The following is a 19,145-nucleotide window of genomic DNA, read 5'->3' as shown; positions in this document are numbered from 1 at the left end:
CATAAAGTAGATGAAAGCCTGATGGAGATTCACTCAATCCGTCAGGTTTTTTATTGTCTCAACTCATTCTCAATCGATAATTTTTGAATCAGTTGTATGTTTGCTGTTGCAGGATCGCTCATATCACAATAGACTTATAATAGGAAACAAAAATGAAGTGTAACTCAAAGAGTGGAGTGGGAGAAGCATGGAACTAAAAGAAGCAATTCGCAATCGCCGGAGTATCGGGAAAGTGAAACAAGACCCTGTTGACAAAGCGCTGATTGAAGAGATATTGGAAGCAGGCACTTGGGCGCCTAACCATTGCCATACTGAACCGTGGAGGTTCTGGGTGATGACAGGTGAAGGCCGTGGGCTACTGGGGAAAGGTTATGCTGAGGTAGCGGCGTCAGAAGCTGATCCGGCATTGACTGAGGAAGAGTTGGCTGTGCTGAAAGGTGCACAGATCAAAAAAGCATTCCGCGCGCCAGTGGTCATCGCCGTGGCAGTTACGCCTTCGGCACAAGCCGTGGTGCCGGAGATTGAAGAATACGCGGCTGCACATGCCGCCGTACACAATATGATTCTGACCGCGCACGCGCTTGGTCTGGGGTCGATCTGGCGGACGGGAGCGCCGACCTATCATCCGAAGATGAAAGAAGTCTTCGGCCTCGGCGCGAAAGAAGAACTCGTCGGCTTCGTCTACCTCGGCTACCCGGACATGGCTCCGCCGTCGAAAGCAACGCGTACCCCGTTTGAGCAAAAAACACTTTGGGTTAGCGAATAGAGTTCGCTAATTAAATTACTGCAAAGAGTGCAGCAAATTCTCCGTGCTTAAGCTGGCGCGAGCTGAATTTGCTGCACTTTTTGCATGTGAAAAAACCCTGTATGCCCACAATCAACGTGGGCATGCAGGGTTTGGTCTTAGTTCTTGAGCGCAACCGCAACCTTCGCGGCGGTTTCGGCATTGTGGTACACCAGCGCGATATTCGTCTCCAGGCTGCGACCTTCGGTCAGCTGTTTGATACGCGCTAGCAGGAAAGGCGTGACCTTCTTGCCGGTCACGTTCTGATCTTTGGCTTCAGCTAGCGCCTGCTGGATGAAGCTTTCGATCTCGACATGGTCCATGGCGGATTCCGCAGGGACCGGGTTGGCGATGATGGCGCCGCCGGCAAGGCCGAGCTCCCACTTCGTGCGGAGCATGGCCGCGACGTCAGCTGCCTCATCGAGGCGGAAGTCTACGCCGTAGCCGCTTTCGCGGGCGTAGAACGACGGGAACTCGCTCGTCTTGTAACCAACCACGGGTACGCCGTGGGTTTCCAAATATTCGAGCGTGCGGCCAATATCAAGAATGGACTTCACGCCTGCGCAGACAACCGCTACGTTCGTCTGTGCCAGTTCAGTCAAGTCGGCGGAGACGTCCATCGTCACTTCGCCTTCACGGTGAACACCGCCAATGCCGCCGGTAGCGAACACTTCGATGCCCGCCAGTGCGGCACCGATCATTGTGGCTGCGACGGTTGTGGCGCCGATTTGGCCCGATGAGAGGATGTAAGGGAAGTCGCGGCGGCTGACTTTTTCCACATGGGGGTTCGTCGCGAAAGCTTCGAGCTCCTGCTCGTTCAAGCCGATTTTGATCTTGCCATCCATGATCCCGATCGTTGCTGGAACGGCACCGTTATCGCGGATGATTTGTTCGACCTTTTTGGCCATTTCTATGTTTTGAGGATAAGGCATCCCGTGAGAAATAATCGTAGTTTCTAGAGCCACGACAGGTTTATTGTTTGCCAAAGCCTCTTTAACTTCATCAGTAAACGTTAAGTAAGTTGTATTCATAGGGGGGATTCGTCTCCTTTTGTCAGGTGAAGTAAGGTTTGTTGCAGTCGTTCTTCCGTCAGCTCGCTCGCGACAGATTGATCGGTTTGAAGTGTAATATGAGAGGCGGCGAGTCCGTAAATACAGGATTCCATATAGGTGGAGTGCCGCATGAACCCATAAGCAATACCGGCGACAAAAGCATCGCCTGCGCCGGTGACCTCCACGACCTTGGTGGGAATAGGCGGGAAATGCCGCTCGCCTTCCTCGCCAGCATACATCACGCCTTGGCTGCCAAGCGTAATGAAGACGTGACGGACGCCGCGTGCGCGGATTGCTCCTGTAATCAGGCTATAATTGCTGCTATTATTGCCACCGGAAGCGATACCTGCCAGTTGGCAAGCTTCCTCCAAATTGGGGAAGATCGCTGTTACACCGTGCAACTCTTGCGGCAGTTTTTTGGCTTTTTCTGAAGAGACAGGATCAATAAATAGCGGCAGGTTTTCTTCCCTGCACCGATCAATCAGCTCGGCAAGTGTCTCAGCGGGTAAATTCGTATCCGCAATGATGAGCTTGGCAGAAGCGACATGCGGCCATTTGTCCCGGAGCAGGGCAGGTGTACATTTATCGTAGATGTCCATATTAGCAAAAGCGAGAAACATCTCGCCTGTGGCGTCGAGCAGAGCCGTGTACGTCCCGGTGTTTTCACCTTGGAGTACGATGGCTTGACTGACATCAACGCCGCTCTTCCGCGTTTCTTCTAACACCCATTGGCCGGCTTTATCATCGCCTACCACCGTGAGCAGCGCAGCCCCGCATGCTAATCCTGCCAGCGTCTCCGCGATATTGCGCGCGACGCCCCCGCAGGATTCCGTTACGGTGACTGGATTCGATGAGGCTAGGCGAATGGCTTGCTTGCTAGTCGCTTTGCTATCTAGGTTCGCACCGCCGATACACATGACCGTACTCTCATCCGATGTCACGTAAGCACGCCCGCGGATCGTCCCTTTCTTGGTTAGGGCAGCGATGTAGCCGGCGACAGCGGACCTTGAAATACCGATGATGCTGGCCATTTCATGCTGAGAGATGAATGGATTTTGACGAATGAGCGCTAAAATTTGCTGTTCACGATCCATGAAATGGCTCCTTTCGATCGTTGACTATCTCTAGTTTATAACGACCTCAGACAAATGTCCAACAATAAAACATTTGTCCGTAGTGCGCTCGCAAATGAAAAAGAGCCTGCTCCCCAAGACTGGAAACAGTGCTCCTTTAATCGCTTATTCTGAATAAGTAGACTCCGAACGGCTTCTGATGCCGAGCATCCCTAGTAATCCCAACAGGCCGATATAACTCCAACCGCCCCATCCCTTATCCGTTTTTTCCTGCGTATGAATCATCAAAGCCTTCATCGAGGTTGGCGGTGTAAGACCATATGCCGCGGCATGCTGATTCCTATCCGTAGTCATATGCAGCCTTGCATCTGCGCCAGGCATGCCGAAGGGATTTGTCTGATAAAAAGTAGGCGAGCCTTGCTTGGCTGCCTCCCAGCTTTCAGCACTGGATATCGTTTGCTGATTATGCGGATGCGTACGATATTGATGAGCCCCAAGCAGGACGGTAATGCACAGAAAAGAAATCAAAGCTAGTTTCACAAATCGGGGAAACATGGTCCATACCTCCAAGCAGTTCTTAAATAGTTGCCTGTTAATGCAGGTATGGATATATTCCCCTATGTACGAAAACTTATGTACAAGCCTATGAGGACAATTTTATTGATTAATGAATTTCTCAAAAACGAAGCCGAAATCCTTTACTTTGTACTGTTTATGGGTGCTCACGAGCCAGTCGAAAGCGCCTTGATTCACCTGTTTGAATTCCTCGGATAGCTGCTGCCCCTCGGTTTTCGTCGTACGGTTTAATGTCGCGGAAGCCAGTTCGATACTTTGCTTCGCATAATCAAGGAAGTGCTCATTTTCTTGTGTGATTTCTGAAATTTTGATCAGAGCTTTATACAGATCTTTCAGTTCTTCAACATGCTTCTTGTGCACATCAATCGAGAAAATGACGGAACCCAGTACGAATTTGATCTCTACATCGAGATCCACTGTGCCAGCTGTTTCCAAAGAAACTTGGGAAATAGCATATTTGCTGTAAGGATAGCGGTGCAGCACGCGTTTCTTGCTAACGGCGCTCGTGCCGTCGAGATGAATTAAAGCTTGGTTCGTGAAGCAATATTCATCCGATTTGGACTTAATCAAAAAGAAAATCTTCTCGTTATCCTCATGCAGAACGTAATCATCGGCATCAACCTTATCATAATTTTCAGGCTTGATTACGGAACCTACATCACTTAACCCCAGAATGTCAGCTGCTACTCTACCGAACATATGATCAATCCTCTCCTGAGCAAATAAATACCTATTAAGTATAGTACAAATTATGGCAGGCAGGCGAGTCTTATGACATAAAAAAGGCTATCCCCAAGTAGATGCCTCTACTTGAGGATAGCCTTTTGTTTTATTTGGTAACTGTCACTTGAACCGTTGTTCTCATGTTAGAATACGTCACCGTAATTCTCGCAGTTCCTTTGCCGGTTGCTTTGATGACGCCGTCTTTCACATCCGCGATCATGATATTCGATGATGTCCACAAAGCTGGCTTCGTGACGTCCTCTTCAGATCCGTCCGTGTATGTGGCTAGAGCTACGACGTTGGCCGTGCTGCCTTCTGTAAGCTGGACTTTGACCACATCGGTTTTCAAGTATTTCAGGGAGTCGATCTCCACTGGAATGGCAACTGTTTTGCCGCCAAAGGATCCGGTGATTGTCGTTTTACCTGAAGCTGTTGGTGTGAAAAGTCCATTCGTAACGGTACCCAGTTTATAGGAGTTTACTTTCCATGTCGCTGTTTCCGTAACATCTTTGGTTGTGCCGTTCGAGAGCGTTGCTGTCAATTTTATTTGGACTTGATCGCCTCTTTTGGTCACGATGAAAGTCTTATCTGCCACGAGTCCTGCAACTACACCGATTTCTACCGGGATAGAAATGCTTTTGCCGCCATAAGTGGCTGTAATCGTCGCTTTCCCTCGTGTTACCGGAGTCACAACCCCTTTGGAGACTAACACAATCGCGCTATTGCTTGTTTTCCACTCTGCATCGTTGGTGACCGTACGCGGTGCTCCTGAGGAATCGGTAGCCGTCAGAACGATCGTGCGTGTTTCATTCAAATCAAAAACTAGGTTAGCTACATTCGCTGTAAGATCGCTTGCCATATCGACTTGAACAGGAATCGTTACTGTTTTGTTATCTAATTGAGCTGTTAGTGTAGTTTCTCCAGAAGCTATAGCTTTCACGACTCCGCCGTCAACTGTGGCAGCTTTCACATTGCTGCTGGTCCAGATCACGTCGGAGGTAACATCTTTCTTCGTCTCATCGGTATAAAGAGCTTCGGCTGTCAAAGTAACGGAGTCGCCTTTTTTCATCGTCAGTTTTTCTTGGCTGACCTTAAGGCTCTTCAGAACGCCTACAGATACTTGAATAACCGCTGTGCGTGTTCCATATTTCACCGTAATGGTCGCTGCACCGGTCGCAAGACCGAAGATTTCGCCACCGCGTGCTTCGGCAATATCCTTGTTGCTGGTAGTCCATTCGGCTTTATTCGTGACATCCACCTCGCGGCCGTCTTTGAAAGAGGCCATCAATGTGATTTTTTCAGATCCGCCGATTTGTAAATTAACGGCTTTTTTGCTTGGCTTGATGATGGTAGGGATGTCGACTTCTACTTTCGTAGTCGTAGTTTTGCCGCCGTATTTCGCGGTAATTGTAGCGACACCAGCTTTGTAAGTTGTAACTTTTCCTTTGGTAACGAAAGCCACATTCTCATCATCCACGCTCCACTCAGCGCTCTCCGTAACGACTGCACTTGTGCCGTCGGCATAGGTAGCGTGAAGGACTAGGAGTTGCTCTTGTCCCGTTTGCAAGGAAACAAGCTCCGTATCTACAACCAATCGGCGCGGAACTTCCACGTCTACATTGGCCACAACGGCCTTATCGCCGTATTTTGCGTAAATTTTGGCTTCGCCGATCGCGATGGCCGAAAGCTTTCCTTTTGAAACCTGGACGATATTCTCGTCACTGGTCGCCCACTCGGCGCGATCTGTGATATCTTCCGTTTTTCCGTCAGCATATGTAGCGGTTAACTTCAAGACACCAGTGGCATCTTTCTTCAGAAGCAAATTCTGTTTATCTAATTCAAGCTTGAGGGTACTGTCTACGTCAACAGTAATTGTTGTAGATTTCGTGCCGTAGGTTGCCGTTAAGTTAGCTGTACCCACACTGTAACCTGTAACTTTACCCTTGATAGCATCAGCAACTTTGGCTTTGTCTGTCGCCCAGACAACTTTCTCTGAGACGTCGGCAATGTCGCCATTCGGATAAGTTGCCATAATTTTGATATCTGCTGTTCCGTTTAGCAGCAAGGATACGTTTGAGCTCTCAGCGTCAATGCGTCGAACAACCTCAACATCGACAGGCAGAGTTAGTGATTGATTCATATATTTGACCGTTACGGTTGCACTGCCGGGGTTTTGTCCCTTAACCAAACCGTTTGTAACAGTAACGATGGAGCTTGTATCTACCGTGTAGTCTGCTTTGCTGGTCACATTCTCGGATGTGCCGTCATCATAGTAAGCGGTAATTAATAGTTGTTCTGTGGCATTGAGACGCAGCTCAAGGGAGCGCTTGTCTGTTGTTAACGATTTTACTTTTTTACTTACAGTGACATTCACGATCTCGGTTTTACCCATATAAGTAGCGGTAATAACGGCTTTTCCTTCTTTTTTGGCTGTCACTACACCTGCATAGACGGAAGCAACTTCTGTCGTGCCGGAATTCCAATCCGTTTTGACCGTTGCATTCTCGGTAGAACCACTTACGAAAATAGCGGTTGCTGTCAGATTCGCAGTATCCCCAACTTGCAAAGCAAGCTCATTCTTGTTCAGGACGAGTTTGGAAATCTCATCAGCGGCAAAGGCGTTTCCTGCGACTAAAGATTGACTGGCTAGAATGAAAATGAAGACCAAGGATAACCACTTGCTGTGTCTAAACCTCACGTTAATAATCCCTCCGATATCGTTCCGTAATAAGTTATGAATAAAAAACTGGGAACCTATTTAGTATCGGATAATAAGAGGACGAAATGAATAGCTGTCACAATATCTACCGAATTTTAACCTTGGGATGATAAATAACGTTTCTTTTTTTCACAAAACAACGTAAACCAATTAATGAAAATAAAATAAATAAATTTTAATTGTGTTTATTGTTAACTCTTTGAATGCCCTGTATATTTAAAAGCAGATTACACATGGGGAGATGAGATAGTGAAGAAGAGCAGGTTTAGGGACATCGTGGGAAATTTAAAAATTAGCATGAAAATTTTGGTGTTGAATGTGTTGGCTGTCGTTTTTCTCATCGTCCTGACGGTGACGAGCTTCTTTTTTCTCAGTGATATCAACAAAAAAGCGGAAAAGATGTATCAAGGCGATTATTTGCCAACAACTTGGATTAATGAAGTCGAGAGCAATATTCATACCATGAACGATAGGCTCCTGGAACATATCCTAACACCTGACAGCCACTACAAGGACGTCTTGGGTAATGAGATTAACAAAACGCGGGTTAAAACCAGTCAATTGTTGCAAGATTACGAAGTATCCTTGGAAGGGGAACCCGTTGCGACATTATGGATGTCCAAGTTAAAAGAGGCGCTAATCGCTTATGAGGAAGATCAGCGGAAAGTGGAGGCTCTGTCGGCTTCAGGACAGATGAGTGAGGCTTATCAGTCTTATAAAACACACATTAAAGGCACAATGGAAGACATTCATGGTTATGTGGAGAGCTTGTTGAATGACCGGTTGGAAACTTCAGAAACGTTAAACAAAGAACGTAACCAGCAGTATGAGCGCCTGATGTGGACATTGATTATAACCTCGATTTGCGCGATCGGCATTTTTTATGTGATAGGCAGATGGCTGTCAACACTCATTGTCAGACCGCTGCATGCGATGCAGCTCCTCATGGCTGAAGCGGAAGCAGGCAATCTTTCCATTTCATTAGATAGCGTTGCTTCTAAAGATGAAGTTGGCAATCTACAACGTTCGTTCCAATCCATGTTAATCAGTCTGCGAGCATTTATCGGCAATGTTCAACAAGGCGCGCATGTCCTCACACAGCAGGCTGACCAGTTCGCCAGCAATGCGGAACAAAGCAAGCTGGCTGCGGAGACGATTGCTGTATCGACAGACTCTTTGTCGCAAGGCATCCAAGAGCAGGTAGCGATTGTCACAGAGACCTTGCATACCATACAGGTTGTGAAAGACGAAATGGCTGCTATTAGTGAAGACAGTCGTCATATGGCGCAGTTGGCAGAATCGGCGGCAGAGGTGTCAATAGCCGGAATGGATGCTGTAGAGAGAATGCGGGAGCGGATTGGGCTTGTTTCTGACAAAGTTTCGGCGGCGGGGACTACTGCGAACGAACTGCGCTACAGCTGTGGCCAAATAAGCTCCATCATTCGTGTTATTACGGAGATTGCGAAGCAGACAAACATGTTGGCCTTGAATGCGGCTATTGAAGCTGTCAGAGCGGGGGAAGCGGGCAGAGGATTCAGCATTGTAGCGGGAGAGGTGCAGAAGTTATCTGGGCAAACGAATGTTGCGGCGAAACAAATCGCTAATCTTCTGAATGAGATTGAGGGCAAAGCAGGGGACTTAGATACGGCAATGAGTCAAGGGATGAAGCTGACGGAGGATGGTGTGATCGCTTCACAGCAAGTAAATGATTCACTATTATCGATGAAAGAAGCATTTGGCGGAGTCTTGATGAAAGTGGCGGATGTGAGCGCGGCGATTGCTCAGGTCACGACCCGCAGCGACGAAGTCGTTACGCATATGGAGCACGTTACGGAGTCAGCGAATATAGGAGCAGCTGCAAGTCAGGATTCAGCAGCAGCGAATGAAGAACAACTCGCTATGATGGAGGAGTTCTCTACCTCCTCCAGGACGTTGTCTGACATGGCAGGGCAGCTTCACCAAGCAGTTGACCGTTTCCGGGTGTAGACGGAGGGTATGAAGGACAGGAAGGGCAGAAAGTCAGTTTATCCGCTGACATTCTGTCCTTTTTTTGAATGAGAAGAATTTATTATCCCGGAAACGGCACCCACGCCCTGCTGCTGCGCTGCGTTTTGGCCGGCTAAAATCGGTAGAGAAAGTCACACAGGAAAGAATAAGACAAGAAAATAGATAAAATCGGATATGTACAATGCCATATTACACCTATATAATGATAATGATAATTATTATCAATTAAATAGGGACTGGCATTCGCATTCAAATAGAGATGACTCGATCATCGTCTTTGGTTGCCTTGCTGAACAAGGAGGAAGAAAGAAAATGAGAGCATTACAAGTAATACTTGTCTTAGTGTTGACACTTGCACTATCGGCTTGCGGTGCATCCGCACCGACAGCGAAGGAAAGCGCAAGTCCTGCTGCACCGGCAGCAACTGCGGCACCACAGACGGATGCAGGAGAGAAAACGATCAAGCATGCGATGGGTACAGTGACGCTCAAGAAGAAACCTGAGCGCGTTGTCGTTTTGTTCAACGGCATGACGGATATTACGGCTCATCTAGGTGTGAAACCGGTAGGTTCGGTTCAATCCTGGGAAGAGAAGCCATGGTACAACTATCTTCGCGCCAAGATGGACGGAGTGAAGGATCTTGGGGAAGAGACGCAGCCGAACATTGAGGCAATCATTGCGCTTAAGCCGGATCTGATTATCGGGACGAAAGCTCGTCATGAGAAGCTTTACCCGCAGCTTAGCAGCATCGCGCCAACGATTATTACAGAAGAAATCTTCGACTGGAAAGCGAATTTGAAATATGCTTCTGACGCACTGTACAAAAAAGAAGAAGGGGACAAAATCCTCGCAGATTGGGATAAGAAGGTTGCCGAATTCAAACAAAAAGTAGGCGACAAACTGGCGAAAACAGAAGTTTCGATCGTCCGCTTCGAAAGAGACGGCAGCGCACGCTTCTATGCAACAGGATTTGCCGGTACGATCTTCAAAGAATTAGGCCTAGCGCGTCCGAAAGCGCAAATTCTTGAACCAGGCAAGGCTGTTTTGAACTTGACGACCAAGGAACAGATGCCATCGCTGGATGGGGATTACATATTTGACATCACAAGGCTGAATGCTGAAGAGCCAGCGGTTGAGAAATCCCAAAATGATTGGACCGCGCATCCGCTCTGGAAAAATCTTAAAGGCGTTAAGAACGGCAAGTACTTCAAAGTTGACGCAATTACATGGAACTTGGCGGGAGGCTCGATGGCTGCGCAGGCCATGTTGGCTGATCTCTACAAATACTTTGATATTAAATAATGAAATACGTAAAGGAATGAGCGATCTAATCGCTCATTCCTTTACGAGCATAGGGAGACTCTCAAGATGAACCTTAATAAAACGAGCTTATGGAGAGCTGGTTGGTTGTTGGTTTTTGTCCTTGTTATGCTCGGCTGCTTCGTCGCGAGCATTCTTTTTGGCACCACGCGGTACGATTTGGCGACGGCGTGGGCGTCGATTTTTCACTATGACGAGACAGTGAATGAGCAAATTATTTTGCGCACGACAAGATTACCGAGAGCTTGCATCGCCTCAGCCGTCGGCGCGAGCTTGGCAATTGCCGGTGCGCTCATGCAGACGCTGACCCGCAATCCGCTGGCGTCGCCGAGCGTACTGGGCGTGAATGCAGGAGCCTCCTTCTTCGTCGTACTGGCTGCGGTTACGTTCTCCGTTTCATCGCTGCAAGTGTTGATGTGGATTGCTTTTATCGGAGCGGCGGTAGGTGCTGTCACGGTCTATATGCTGGGATCTATCGGGAGGGACGGTTTGACGCCGCTTAAGATCGTGCTGGCCGGCTCTGCTATGACGGCGCTGTTCGCATCGTTTACTCAAGCTGTTCTAGTATTGAACCAGCAGGGGATCGGTACGGTGCTCTTCTGGCTGACAGGTACGGTTGCAGGGCGTTCTCCTGATTTTCTCATTACCGTTTTGCCGTACTTGGCTATCGCATGGGTTGGCGCTTGGCTGCTGTCCAAGGATATGAATCTGCTGCAGATGGGGGAAGAAGCGGCGAAAGGGCTAGGGCAGAAGACGGTGTTTATTAAATCCATCGCCGGCATCTTCATTGTTGTGCTAGCTGGCTGCTCCGTATCGGTTGCAGGTCCTATTGGCTTTATCGGTATCGTTATCCCGCATATGTCACGGTTTTTCGGCGGCTTAGACCATCGATGGGCGATTCCGTATTGCGGGGTGCTCGGAGCGATTCTGCTCATGGTGGCGGATATTGGCGCACGGTTCATTGCAATTCCCGAGGAAATGCCGGTTGGGGTCATGACCGCAGTCATCGGAGTTCCTTTCTTCATCTATATAGCGCGGAAGGGGCTGGCCAAATCATGAAGCTATACAACACAATTCGGTTCAAGGGCGGAGCCATCTCATTACTCGTACATCGGAAATCCCTACGCATCATGTTCATGCTGACGATTGCTTGTATTGTCATTGCGATCGTTAGCACGGGGCTCGGGGAAATGGTCATTTCTCCGCTGAATGTAGTACGCAGCCTCTTCGGCATGGGGGCGGAGGATCACACGATGGTGATTCAGAAGATCCGTCTTCCCCGCATCATCGTAGCCCTCTTGGTTGGCGCTTCTTTGGCGGCGGCAGGTGCTATTCTGCAAGGCATTATTCGTAATCCGTTAGCCTCACCTGATATTATGGGCGTCACTGGCGGAGCTTCCGTCGGTGCAGTGACCTTCTTGACGTATTTTCTTGGCGTCTTCAGTATCCGCTGGCTGCCTGTTGCGGCGATGCTGGGGGCGGCCATTGTTTCTATCATCCTCTATTCGCTCGCTTGGAAAAAAGGGATCACGCCGGTCCGACTGGTTCTAGTCGGTGTCGGTATGGCTGCCTTGATGTCGGCGGCGACAACAATGATGCTTGTGTTCAGCCCAACGAATGATCCAGCACAAGTGTATCTATGGTTGACAGGTTCGGTGTACGCGTCGAATTGGGAAAATGTTCTCACCGTCCTGCCATGGACGGTGCTGCTGCTTCCGCTTGCGTTCATCATGGCTCGGCATATCAATATCGGTCAGCTAGGTGATGATCTCGCTGCAAGCGCCGGCAGCGCTGTGGAGAGAAATCGCTTGATCCTGCTGCTGATCAGTGTAGCGCTTGCCGGTTCGGCCGTCTCCGTAGCGGGCGGCGTAGGCTTCGTTGGTCTGATTGCGCCGCATATGGCCCGGAAGCTGGTCGGTTCCAGCTTTGAAAATGTGCTGCCCGTCGCTGCATTGCTCGGCGGTATGGTTGTCATGCTGGCGGATCTTGTGGGCCGCACGCTTTTCCTTCCGCTTGATGTTCCGGTTGGGGTATTTACCTCTGCCATCGGTGCGCCATTCTTCATTTATTTGCTGTATACCAAACGGAACTCATGACAGAAGTGTTTGCTTATTTTACCGAAACGAGAGAGGAGCATGAAGATGAGCTTATCCGAATCTAAAGGCAGCCCTATTGCCGAGGTTATTAAAGGTAGAAGAACAATTAGGACGTTTAAGGACACACCGGTTTCAGACGAATTGCTGTTGGAACTGCTGAATGTGGCGATTTGGGCGCCGAATCACGAGAACAGACAGCCCTGGCGTTTTCTTTTGTACAAAGGTGAAGGGCGGGCTGCTCTGGCAGATGCGATGCTGGAAACCTACTCTGGCGAAGAAAGAGTAAAGTATGGGAAACGCAAGCGTGAATACTTTCTGGAGGTGCCTGTCCATCTAGTCGTGGTGCTGAAAGAGGATACACGTCAAAAACAGTGGGATGAAGACTACGCAGCTGCTTGCGCGCTCATTCAAAATTTCCAACTCGCTGCATGGGAACAAGGCCTAGGCGTCGTTTGGAAAACAAACCACTATAACTATGAGGCGAATTTCCGGGAAGCGATTGGCATTCAGCCGGAGGAGAAGATTGTTGGTGTCCTGCATATTGGCTATCCGGAAGTCATTCCATCCGTACAGAAGCGCACCCCTGCAGAAGAGTTGCTAACGATTATTGATAAATAAACGACTAAAAACCTTTTCAAGTCGGGAACGAGCATATATGATAGGAAGTATATGATAATGATTCTCATTCTTCGATTTGAAAAGGGGGAAATGCTGCATGTTTCCGGCTTCGGGTTCCGAATTCGCTTTCGTCTATTTCTCTTCGATCCGTAAGCGCTGCTATCACAACAGGAATTCCTTGCAGACAAGGATAAGTCCAGGCGAGCTGCTGGTCATCGTCATTCACGGGAAGGGCTATCTCTACACCGAGCAGCAAACGGTTCCCATTAAGCCGGGGCTATGCCTATGGCTAATGCCGGGCCAGGCGTTCGACGTGCTCCAAGAGTCGGAGACAGTGGAAGTCTATCTCCTTGCCGTCCATAAGCTGACAGTGGCAAGGCGCAAAGGTGATTGGAGCTGCTCGCCGCAGACTGCTAAGCCGTTAGGCAAGCTGAGTTCTGTTATGATGAGGCCGTTGCTGGACGATGTTGAAAGCCTGTATGAAGAGAGCAAGGGCCGCAGCTTAACGGATGCCGGACTGCAGATGCGTTTCCAGAGCCTTTTATGTGAGATGAATGAGAAGTTTGGGTCGCAGTGTGAAGCAGGGGAGACCTCAGTCGGCATTGATGAGACTCTTAGCTATATGCATCAGCATTACAATGAAAAGATCAAGCTGGAGACCTTGTCGAATCTCGTAGGCCTTACGCCTACCTCGTATTCGAGGAGTTTTAAGAAAGCCAAGAATATGTCTCCGGTTGAATATCTGAACCAAATCCGCATAGATTCCGCCAAACGGCTCTTGGACGAACCCGGATGCTCGGTCAAATCAGCCGCCAGCGCCGTCGGCATGGGCAGCGAGTTTTATTTTAGCAGGATGTTCAAGAAGTCTGTAGGTTTATCTCCAGCGTTTTATATCAGAAGAAAACAATTGAAGGTAGCCTCAGCCTCCTGCTTCGGATATAAGGATTGCTTGCACTCCTTGGGTGTTGAGGATACTTTTGAGTTGAGTGGATATCGGTTTATACGTTCAGGCGAGGATAGGCACCTTGTGGAGCTTCAACTGGAGCAAATGCGGGAGTATAGCCCGGACGTCATCCTTGCTGATGTTAGGCACCTGCCTATCTATGAGCAGTTGAAACAGATTGCCCCTACGGTTGTTCTTCGTCTCAGCATGGACTGGCGGACGGCCTATATGCAATTGGCTGAATTGATTGGTCGAGAAACGGAGGCAAGGCAGAACTGCCTTCAACTTGCTGCCAGAGTGTCAACAGCGAGGGAGCGTCTCTTCCATACGTTCGGCAATAGAACAGTTTCCATGATTAGGCTGCAAGCCGGAAAGATTCGTCTCCAAGGGAGAAAGGACCACCCATTGAGTGATCTCCTTTACGCCGAGTTGGGGCTGCAGCCGGGCAGCTGTGTGCCCTGGAACCAAAGGAATAAGGATGTTACGTATGAGAGCCTGATGTCGTTCGAAACCGATTATTTATTGGTGTACGAGGACTCACTTGCGGACAGTCAGTTGCTGAAGGTACCAACCGGGCACGGGGCGTTAGCTGCGCAGCATCTTAGAACGCATCTCATACCGAACTGGGTCAGAATGAGCTGGGTGCCGACCGGTCAGCATCAAATCATCGATAGCTTGGAGCAATGGGAGGAGTAATCCAGCCTTGTTGTTATAGTCAAAACGTCAGGAGAGTCAAACTCCTGACGTTTTTTTGCCGTCATGCACGTTTGACGACTTTGAAATTCTCCTCCAGCAGTAGCCAGTTTTGTGGGAATCTAAGCCCCAGCTTCCAGTAACTGATGCCGCGTAAGCCCAGTTCTTTCAGCAAACGGAACTTGGCCTGAATGGAGCGGGCATCTTCAAACCAGACCGTATGCTCCTTGCCGGCATCATCCCAATAGTTGAAGTGAGGAGCCTGCGCTGTGTAATCGTATAAAATTTGTGCGTTATATTTGCGAGCCAAATCAATCGCAGCTTGCGGAGAGACGGCTTTGGCGAATGGGCCGCCTTTCACGAAGGGCAGCGTCCAGTCATAGCCGTACAAGTTCTGGCCCATCATGACTTTGGATGCCGGCATTTCACTGATGGCATACTCGAGCACTTTGCGCACGGGGCCGATGGGTGAGACCGCCATAGGGGGACCGCCGCTGTAGCCCCATTCGTACGTCATGATCACGACGAAATCCGAGATTTGGCCGTGCGCTCTGTAGTCGTGAGCGGAGTACCATTCGCCGGCTTGGGCTGCACTGGTTTTGGGCGCGAGGGCTGTGGACATCAAGTAGCCTTGTTGATGAATTTGATCCGCCGCTTTCCGCAGGAAGCGGTTATAAGCATCGCGATCATCCGGGTACAGATGCTCAATATCGAAATGAATATCCTGGAAGCCAAGCTCCTTAGCTGTGGACAAAATGGTTTGGAGCAAGCGGTTCTGAACGGTTTCGTCCGTGAGAATAATATGCCCGAGCTCCGCGCTGAACTGATCATTCTCCAGATTGGTCACAACCATCATCAGCGTGGCGCCGTTCTGCGAGGCGATTCCACCAAGATCGTTGAGAGGTGGAGGCTGCAAGGTGCCATCCCGCTTAATGCGAAAGGAGAAGGGGGCTAGGTACGTAAGGTGTGGGGCTGCTTCCCTAGCGGCTTGAAGCAGGACGGGGGAGACCTCGTTTCCCCGTGCTTCCAAGTAGGCATTGACTTCGGCTTGTGTGCGGGGAGTGGGAGGGATATAGAGCCGGAAGCCAACGGGCAATGGCTGGTACAAGGTAAGCCCATTGATAGATGCGAGCTCATGGAGATCAAGACCGAGCCTATGTGTAATCGAATAGAGGCTTTCGCCGGGCTGCACCCAATAGTACGAGCCTACGATTGGAATGACCAATGCCTGTCCGATCACCAGCGATTGGCTGGGAGTCATCTCATTGGCTGCGGCAATCGTATCCACGGACACACCGTATGTTTGCGAAATGCGATATAACGTCTGTCCTCTCTGGACAACGTGGATTTGCATGGGGATTCCTCACTTTCTAACGTAAGCAAGGAACCATATCCGAGCCTACTTATTTCTTTACCATATTCCAAGTGAGGCAGGTGGGTGTATGTCTACACATAAACAATTGTCGAAAACGGATGCATATCTTGCTCGCTAGCGAAGATAATAGAATAACTGGAAACTTATTCTTCATAAGGATGCTGCACATGCCACAGAAACCGCGCCGCCAAATTGCTTTCGTCAGTTTATTAGGCATTACCCAGCTGCACTTGCGGAATCCCTATATTATTGCTTGGTGGTCTGCGGCTTTTCCAGGCTTCGGACATTTGCTGTTATCCAAGTACTTTCGCGGCTTTATGCTGATTGGCTGGGAGATGCTGATTAACAGTCAGATGCATCTAAACGAAGCTATTGTGTACACCTTTACAGGGCAGTTCGATAGGGCCAATGAGGTGTTAAACATCCGGTGGATGTCTCTCTATGCTCCTGTTTATTTATTTTCTATCTATGATACTTATCGCACGGCAGTGGATATGAATCATCAATATTTGCTTGCCAGGCGGGAAAATGCACCCATTGAACCGTTCAAAATGTCCGGAATGGAAATAAACTATCTAGACAAACGCGCCCCTTGGCTAGCAATTGTCTGGTCCTTGCTGATGCCGGGAATGGGGCAGCTTTATACCCATCGTATTATTAATGCCTTCTTTGTTCTGGGTAACTGGATCCTTGTATCCTATTGGTCTCATCTGCTTGAAGGAATTCATTATCTCCTGTATTGGGATCTAACGAGAGCAGGCAGCGTTCTACATATGCATTGGATTCTCTTTCTGCCTTCCATTTATGGATTCGCCGTTTACGATGCTTACGTGAATACGGTCGAGTACAACAAGCTATTTGATCACGAACAGGCGGTCATGTTAAAAAATAGCTACCAGCCTGGGCAATTTTCATTTCCTAAATCACCGCTGCGAAAATGAGGAGGATACCATGCATGTCATAGCGTCATTTGAACATTCAATTTATTTGGAGCTTGCGATAACGGCTGTTGAAGAAGCAGGTATTCTCAAGGAAAACATTTATGCGGTCCCGCTACAGGAAAGACCAAGCAAGAAGAGGATGTTCGACAGCATCCATGGATCTGATGGCGTTAGTTTATTTGACGCGGGCGCGGCCTTGGCCACAGCCTTCACAGTTATAGGTTCCACTTATGGGTTTATATTAAAAGGCGGAGCGATTCTTTGGGGGCTGATTGGCGCGGCTGTGGGGTTCACGTTAGGGCTCATTATTGATATTTTGCATAAAAAGAAGAAAGGCGTGAAGAATCCAGCACCGGGCAAGAAGACCGAAGTGGTCGTTCTCGTCAACTGTACCAAGGAAGAGGCCAAGTACATCCAGACGATGTTCTGGGAGCATATGGCGTTAGGTGTGGCTGTTTGCGATTGAGGGGTACTATTGGTAAATAGTACTATTTGGAATGTTTTCATTCTCCTATAATAAGTATCAAGAGCAAGATACTAATTGGCTGCAGCAGCAGCCGCAGGGGGATTTCCGAGATGATACAGAGTACGCGCAAACGGAATACAACGGCATTTACTTTTATGGCATGGGCATCATTTATCGGCGCTTTTCTGGCCATGTTTATCGGGATATATACGCTAGAGGAGTCACTAAGTGTAAAAGGTTATTTCGCGGTATGCGCCTTATTCCTGACGATGTCTGCGTTCGTGCTGCAGAAAGTCATCCGTGATAATTTAGAAGACGGCTACGATTCCCGGAAACGCAACACATCGGCTTTCACTTTCTTGGCCTGGAGCTCCTTCGCACTTGCACTGCTGGGCATGTTCATCGGCATCATTAATCTCGAACAACTGCTTTCTGTCAAAGGGTATTACGCAGTTACGGCCTTATTCCTTACCATGTCTTCCTTCGTGCTCCAAAAAACAGTGCGTGACAACAACGACGATGAGCCGCTGCAACCTATAGAAAAAAATATCGAAGAGCTGTAAGTTAAAGCTCTTCTTTTTCACCTCGGGGATAATTGGAAGCAATTCGGGCATATTGGGAATTAGGAGATTTCATGCAGAAAGGCTGAGAACCATGACAATGGAACGAGTTATTTTGATCATCGTTTGGATCGTTTGTCTCATTATCATACCGATCAAGATACCGAAACATCGAACTCGGGAGGCCGTTCTGATATTCCTATTTACGCAGATGATCACTTGGATCATGAGCTTGCTGTTAGTCGAATGGCAGGCCATTGAGAATCCAGTTCGTGAATTTCCGATTGCCTCGGGGAGCAACTTCACTAATAATTATCTCTTTTTCCCGCTGGTTTCAACACTGTTTGCACTTTATTATCCAAGTCAGAACTCGGGGGTCATCAGGTTTTTTTATCACCTTCGTGTCGTCATATTCTTGGCGATCTATTTAATGTTAATTTCCAGCTATACAGAAATTCTGAGATATGTGCATTTCAATATTGTTCTTCACATAGTTCTCTTATGGCTAGTCTTGAATGCGGTAAGAAGGTATGCGGAATGGTTTTTTCAAAGGAAGATACAGAAGGAAGGGTAGAACGACGGGTATGAATGTTAAGGTAGACTATCTCATTATCTTAGCTGTGTGGGCGATTTCTGCCATTGGAATGCTCCTTGTGCCCAAACGCTACCGTCGTAAAGCGCATGTTGCTTTTCTATTTCAGCAGTTTTTAAACTGGATTCTGGGTCTTGTCGTTGTGGAACACAAGTGGCTGGAATATCCGGTAAGAGAGCTTCATCGCAATTATTCGAGTCTAACGTTTGAATTTATCGGGTATCCGATCATTGCTGTGTATTTGAATATTTATTATCCGAAGGTAAAAAAGGGATGGGCTCGCTTCTTCTTCGTGCTGGCCTTTCCGACAGCCATTACGGTGATTGAAGTGATCCTTGAAACGCAAACCCAGCTAATCAAATATCATGCCTGGAGCTGGTATTGGACGTTTATTAGCATATGGGCGACTTTGCTGCTTTCGCTTGTGTTTAATCGTTGGTTTTTTGGACGTGACGATGGAGAGGCACAGGTGGATGTTCCCGGGGCTAAGCAAGCTTAAGTGGAAGCTGGCATTAAAACGAGCCCTTCATCCCAACGCCGAGTCTCGCCTCGGAATGGCCTGTACCACGTATGTTGCACTTTGTACAACTATTTAGCCGTAATTGCT

General features: G+C 48.5%; 18 protein-coding genes and 1 pseudogene. 13 read left to right on the top strand and 6 right to left on the bottom strand.

The features are described from left to right. Positions 1-187: 187 nt before the first annotated feature. Complete coding sequence (locus GQF01_RS10690) at positions 188-766, top strand: nitroreductase family protein (RefSeq protein WP_161406766.1); 579 nt, start codon at positions 188-190, stop codon at positions 764-766. A 137-nt stretch (positions 767-903) separates the two neighbouring features. Here GQF01_RS10690 and GQF01_RS10685 read toward each other — a convergent pair whose 3' ends face one another. The 5 genes from GQF01_RS10685 to GQF01_RS10665 form a co-directional block, all read right to left on the bottom strand. Beyond that, on the bottom strand, positions 904-1,815 hold the full coding sequence (locus GQF01_RS10685; RefSeq protein ID WP_161406765.1) for a pseudouridine-5'-phosphate glycosidase: 912 nt from the start codon (positions 1,813-1,815) through the stop codon (positions 904-906). Then, the gene (locus tag GQF01_RS10680) at positions 1,812-2,930 is read right to left on the bottom strand and encodes a carbohydrate kinase (RefSeq protein ID WP_161406764.1); all 1,119 of its coding nucleotides are present in this window, start codon (positions 2,928-2,930) and stop codon (positions 1,812-1,814) included. Before GQF01_RS10680 ends, GQF01_RS10685 begins: the two co-directional genes overlap by 4 nt. A 144-nt stretch (positions 2,931-3,074) precedes the next feature. After that, positions 3,075-3,464 (bottom strand): hypothetical protein, encoded by a 390-nt coding sequence (locus GQF01_RS10675; RefSeq protein ID WP_161406763.1) that lies wholly within the window; start codon positions 3,462-3,464, stop codon positions 3,075-3,077. A gap of 102 nt (positions 3,465-3,566) precedes the next feature. After that, positions 3,567-4,184: a PH domain-containing protein gene (locus GQF01_RS10670; protein WP_161406762.1), complete on the bottom strand. Its 618-nt coding sequence runs from the start codon at positions 4,182-4,184 to the stop codon at positions 3,567-3,569. 130 nt (positions 4,185-4,314) lie between these two features. After that, complete coding sequence (locus GQF01_RS10665) at positions 4,315-6,906, bottom strand: Ig-like domain-containing protein (protein ID WP_161406761.1); 2,592 nt, start codon at positions 6,904-6,906, stop codon at positions 4,315-4,317. A gap of 297 nt (positions 6,907-7,203) precedes the next feature. On the opposite strand from GQF01_RS10665, the gene GQF01_RS10660 reads away from it, so the two are divergent. From GQF01_RS10660 to GQF01_RS10635, 6 genes are all read left to right on the top strand, one after another. Then, on the top strand, positions 7,204-8,913 hold the full coding sequence (locus GQF01_RS10660) for a methyl-accepting chemotaxis protein (protein ID WP_161406760.1): 1,710 nt from the start codon (positions 7,204-7,206) through the stop codon (positions 8,911-8,913). Positions 8,914-9,246: 333 nt separating this feature from the next. Continuing rightward, the gene (locus tag GQF01_RS10655; protein ID WP_161406759.1) at positions 9,247-10,236 is read left to right on the top strand and encodes an ABC transporter substrate-binding protein; all 990 of its coding nucleotides are present in this window, start codon (positions 9,247-9,249) and stop codon (positions 10,234-10,236) included. A 66-nt stretch (positions 10,237-10,302) separates the two neighbouring features. Next, positions 10,303-11,313 (top strand): FecCD family ABC transporter permease, encoded by a 1,011-nt coding sequence (locus GQF01_RS10650; RefSeq protein ID WP_161406758.1) that lies wholly within the window; start codon positions 10,303-10,305, stop codon positions 11,311-11,313. Beyond that, positions 11,310-12,350: a FecCD family ABC transporter permease gene (locus GQF01_RS10645; RefSeq protein ID WP_161406757.1), complete on the top strand. Its 1,041-nt coding sequence runs from the start codon at positions 11,310-11,312 to the stop codon at positions 12,348-12,350. The genes GQF01_RS10650 and GQF01_RS10645 overlap by 4 nt, the downstream gene beginning before the upstream one ends. A 45-nt stretch (positions 12,351-12,395) precedes the next feature. After that, a complete protein-coding gene (locus GQF01_RS10640) occupies positions 12,396-12,968 on the top strand; it encodes a nitroreductase family protein (RefSeq protein ID WP_161406756.1) in 573 nt (190 codons plus the stop codon). Between the two features lie 97 nt (positions 12,969-13,065). Then, positions 13,066-14,607, top strand: coding sequence for a helix-turn-helix domain-containing protein (locus tag GQF01_RS10635; protein ID WP_161406755.1), 1,542 nt, complete (start codon positions 13,066-13,068; stop codon positions 14,605-14,607). A gap of 61 nt (positions 14,608-14,668) precedes the next feature. Here GQF01_RS10635 and GQF01_RS10630 read toward each other — a convergent pair whose 3' ends face one another. Beyond that, positions 14,669-15,958 (bottom strand): glycoside hydrolase family 18 protein, encoded by a 1,290-nt coding sequence (locus GQF01_RS10630; RefSeq protein ID WP_161406754.1) that lies wholly within the window; start codon positions 15,956-15,958, stop codon positions 14,669-14,671. Between the two features lie 188 nt (positions 15,959-16,146). Between GQF01_RS10630 and GQF01_RS35915 the strand changes: the two genes are divergently transcribed. The 6 genes and pseudogenes from GQF01_RS35915 to GQF01_RS10610 all read left to right on the top strand — a co-directional run bounded on the left by GQF01_RS35915 (position 16,147) and on the right by GQF01_RS10610 (position 19,037). Beyond that, complete coding sequence (locus tag GQF01_RS35915; protein ID WP_235959404.1) at positions 16,147-16,920, top strand: hypothetical protein; 774 nt, start codon at positions 16,147-16,149, stop codon at positions 16,918-16,920. Positions 16,921-16,930: 10 nt separating this feature from the next. Then, the gene (locus GQF01_RS35910; protein WP_202556243.1) at positions 16,931-17,386 is read left to right on the top strand and encodes a hypothetical protein; all 456 of its coding nucleotides are present in this window, start codon (positions 16,931-16,933) and stop codon (positions 17,384-17,386) included. Between the two features lie 110 nt (positions 17,387-17,496). Beyond that, positions 17,497-17,703: pseudogene (locus tag GQF01_RS36620) on the top strand (YiaA/YiaB family inner membrane protein); the annotation flags it as partial. Positions 17,704-17,745: 42 nt separating this feature from the next. After that, positions 17,746-17,949, top strand: coding sequence for a YiaA/YiaB family inner membrane protein (locus GQF01_RS10620; protein ID WP_268894347.1), 204 nt, complete (start codon positions 17,746-17,748; stop codon positions 17,947-17,949). A 91-nt stretch (positions 17,950-18,040) separates the two neighbouring features. After that, entirely contained in the window at positions 18,041-18,520 is a 480-nt protein-coding gene (locus GQF01_RS10615; protein ID WP_161406752.1) for a CBO0543 family protein, read from the top strand. 10 nt (positions 18,521-18,530) lie between these two features. After that, positions 18,531-19,037 carry a CBO0543 family protein gene (locus GQF01_RS10610; protein ID WP_161406751.1) on the top strand — a complete coding sequence of 169 codons (507 nt, stop codon included), beginning with the start codon at positions 18,531-18,533 and terminating at the stop codon, positions 19,035-19,037. The last annotated feature ends 108 nt before the right edge of the window (positions 19,038-19,145 follow it).

It is taken from the genome of Paenibacillus silvestris (genome assembly GCF_009882985.1).
Lineage (GTDB): Bacteria > Bacillota > Bacilli > Paenibacillales > NBRC-103111 > Paenibacillus_E > Paenibacillus_E silvestris.
The sequence above is the reverse complement of the archived record's forward strand: the minus strand, read 5'-3'. Positions and strand labels throughout refer to the sequence as shown.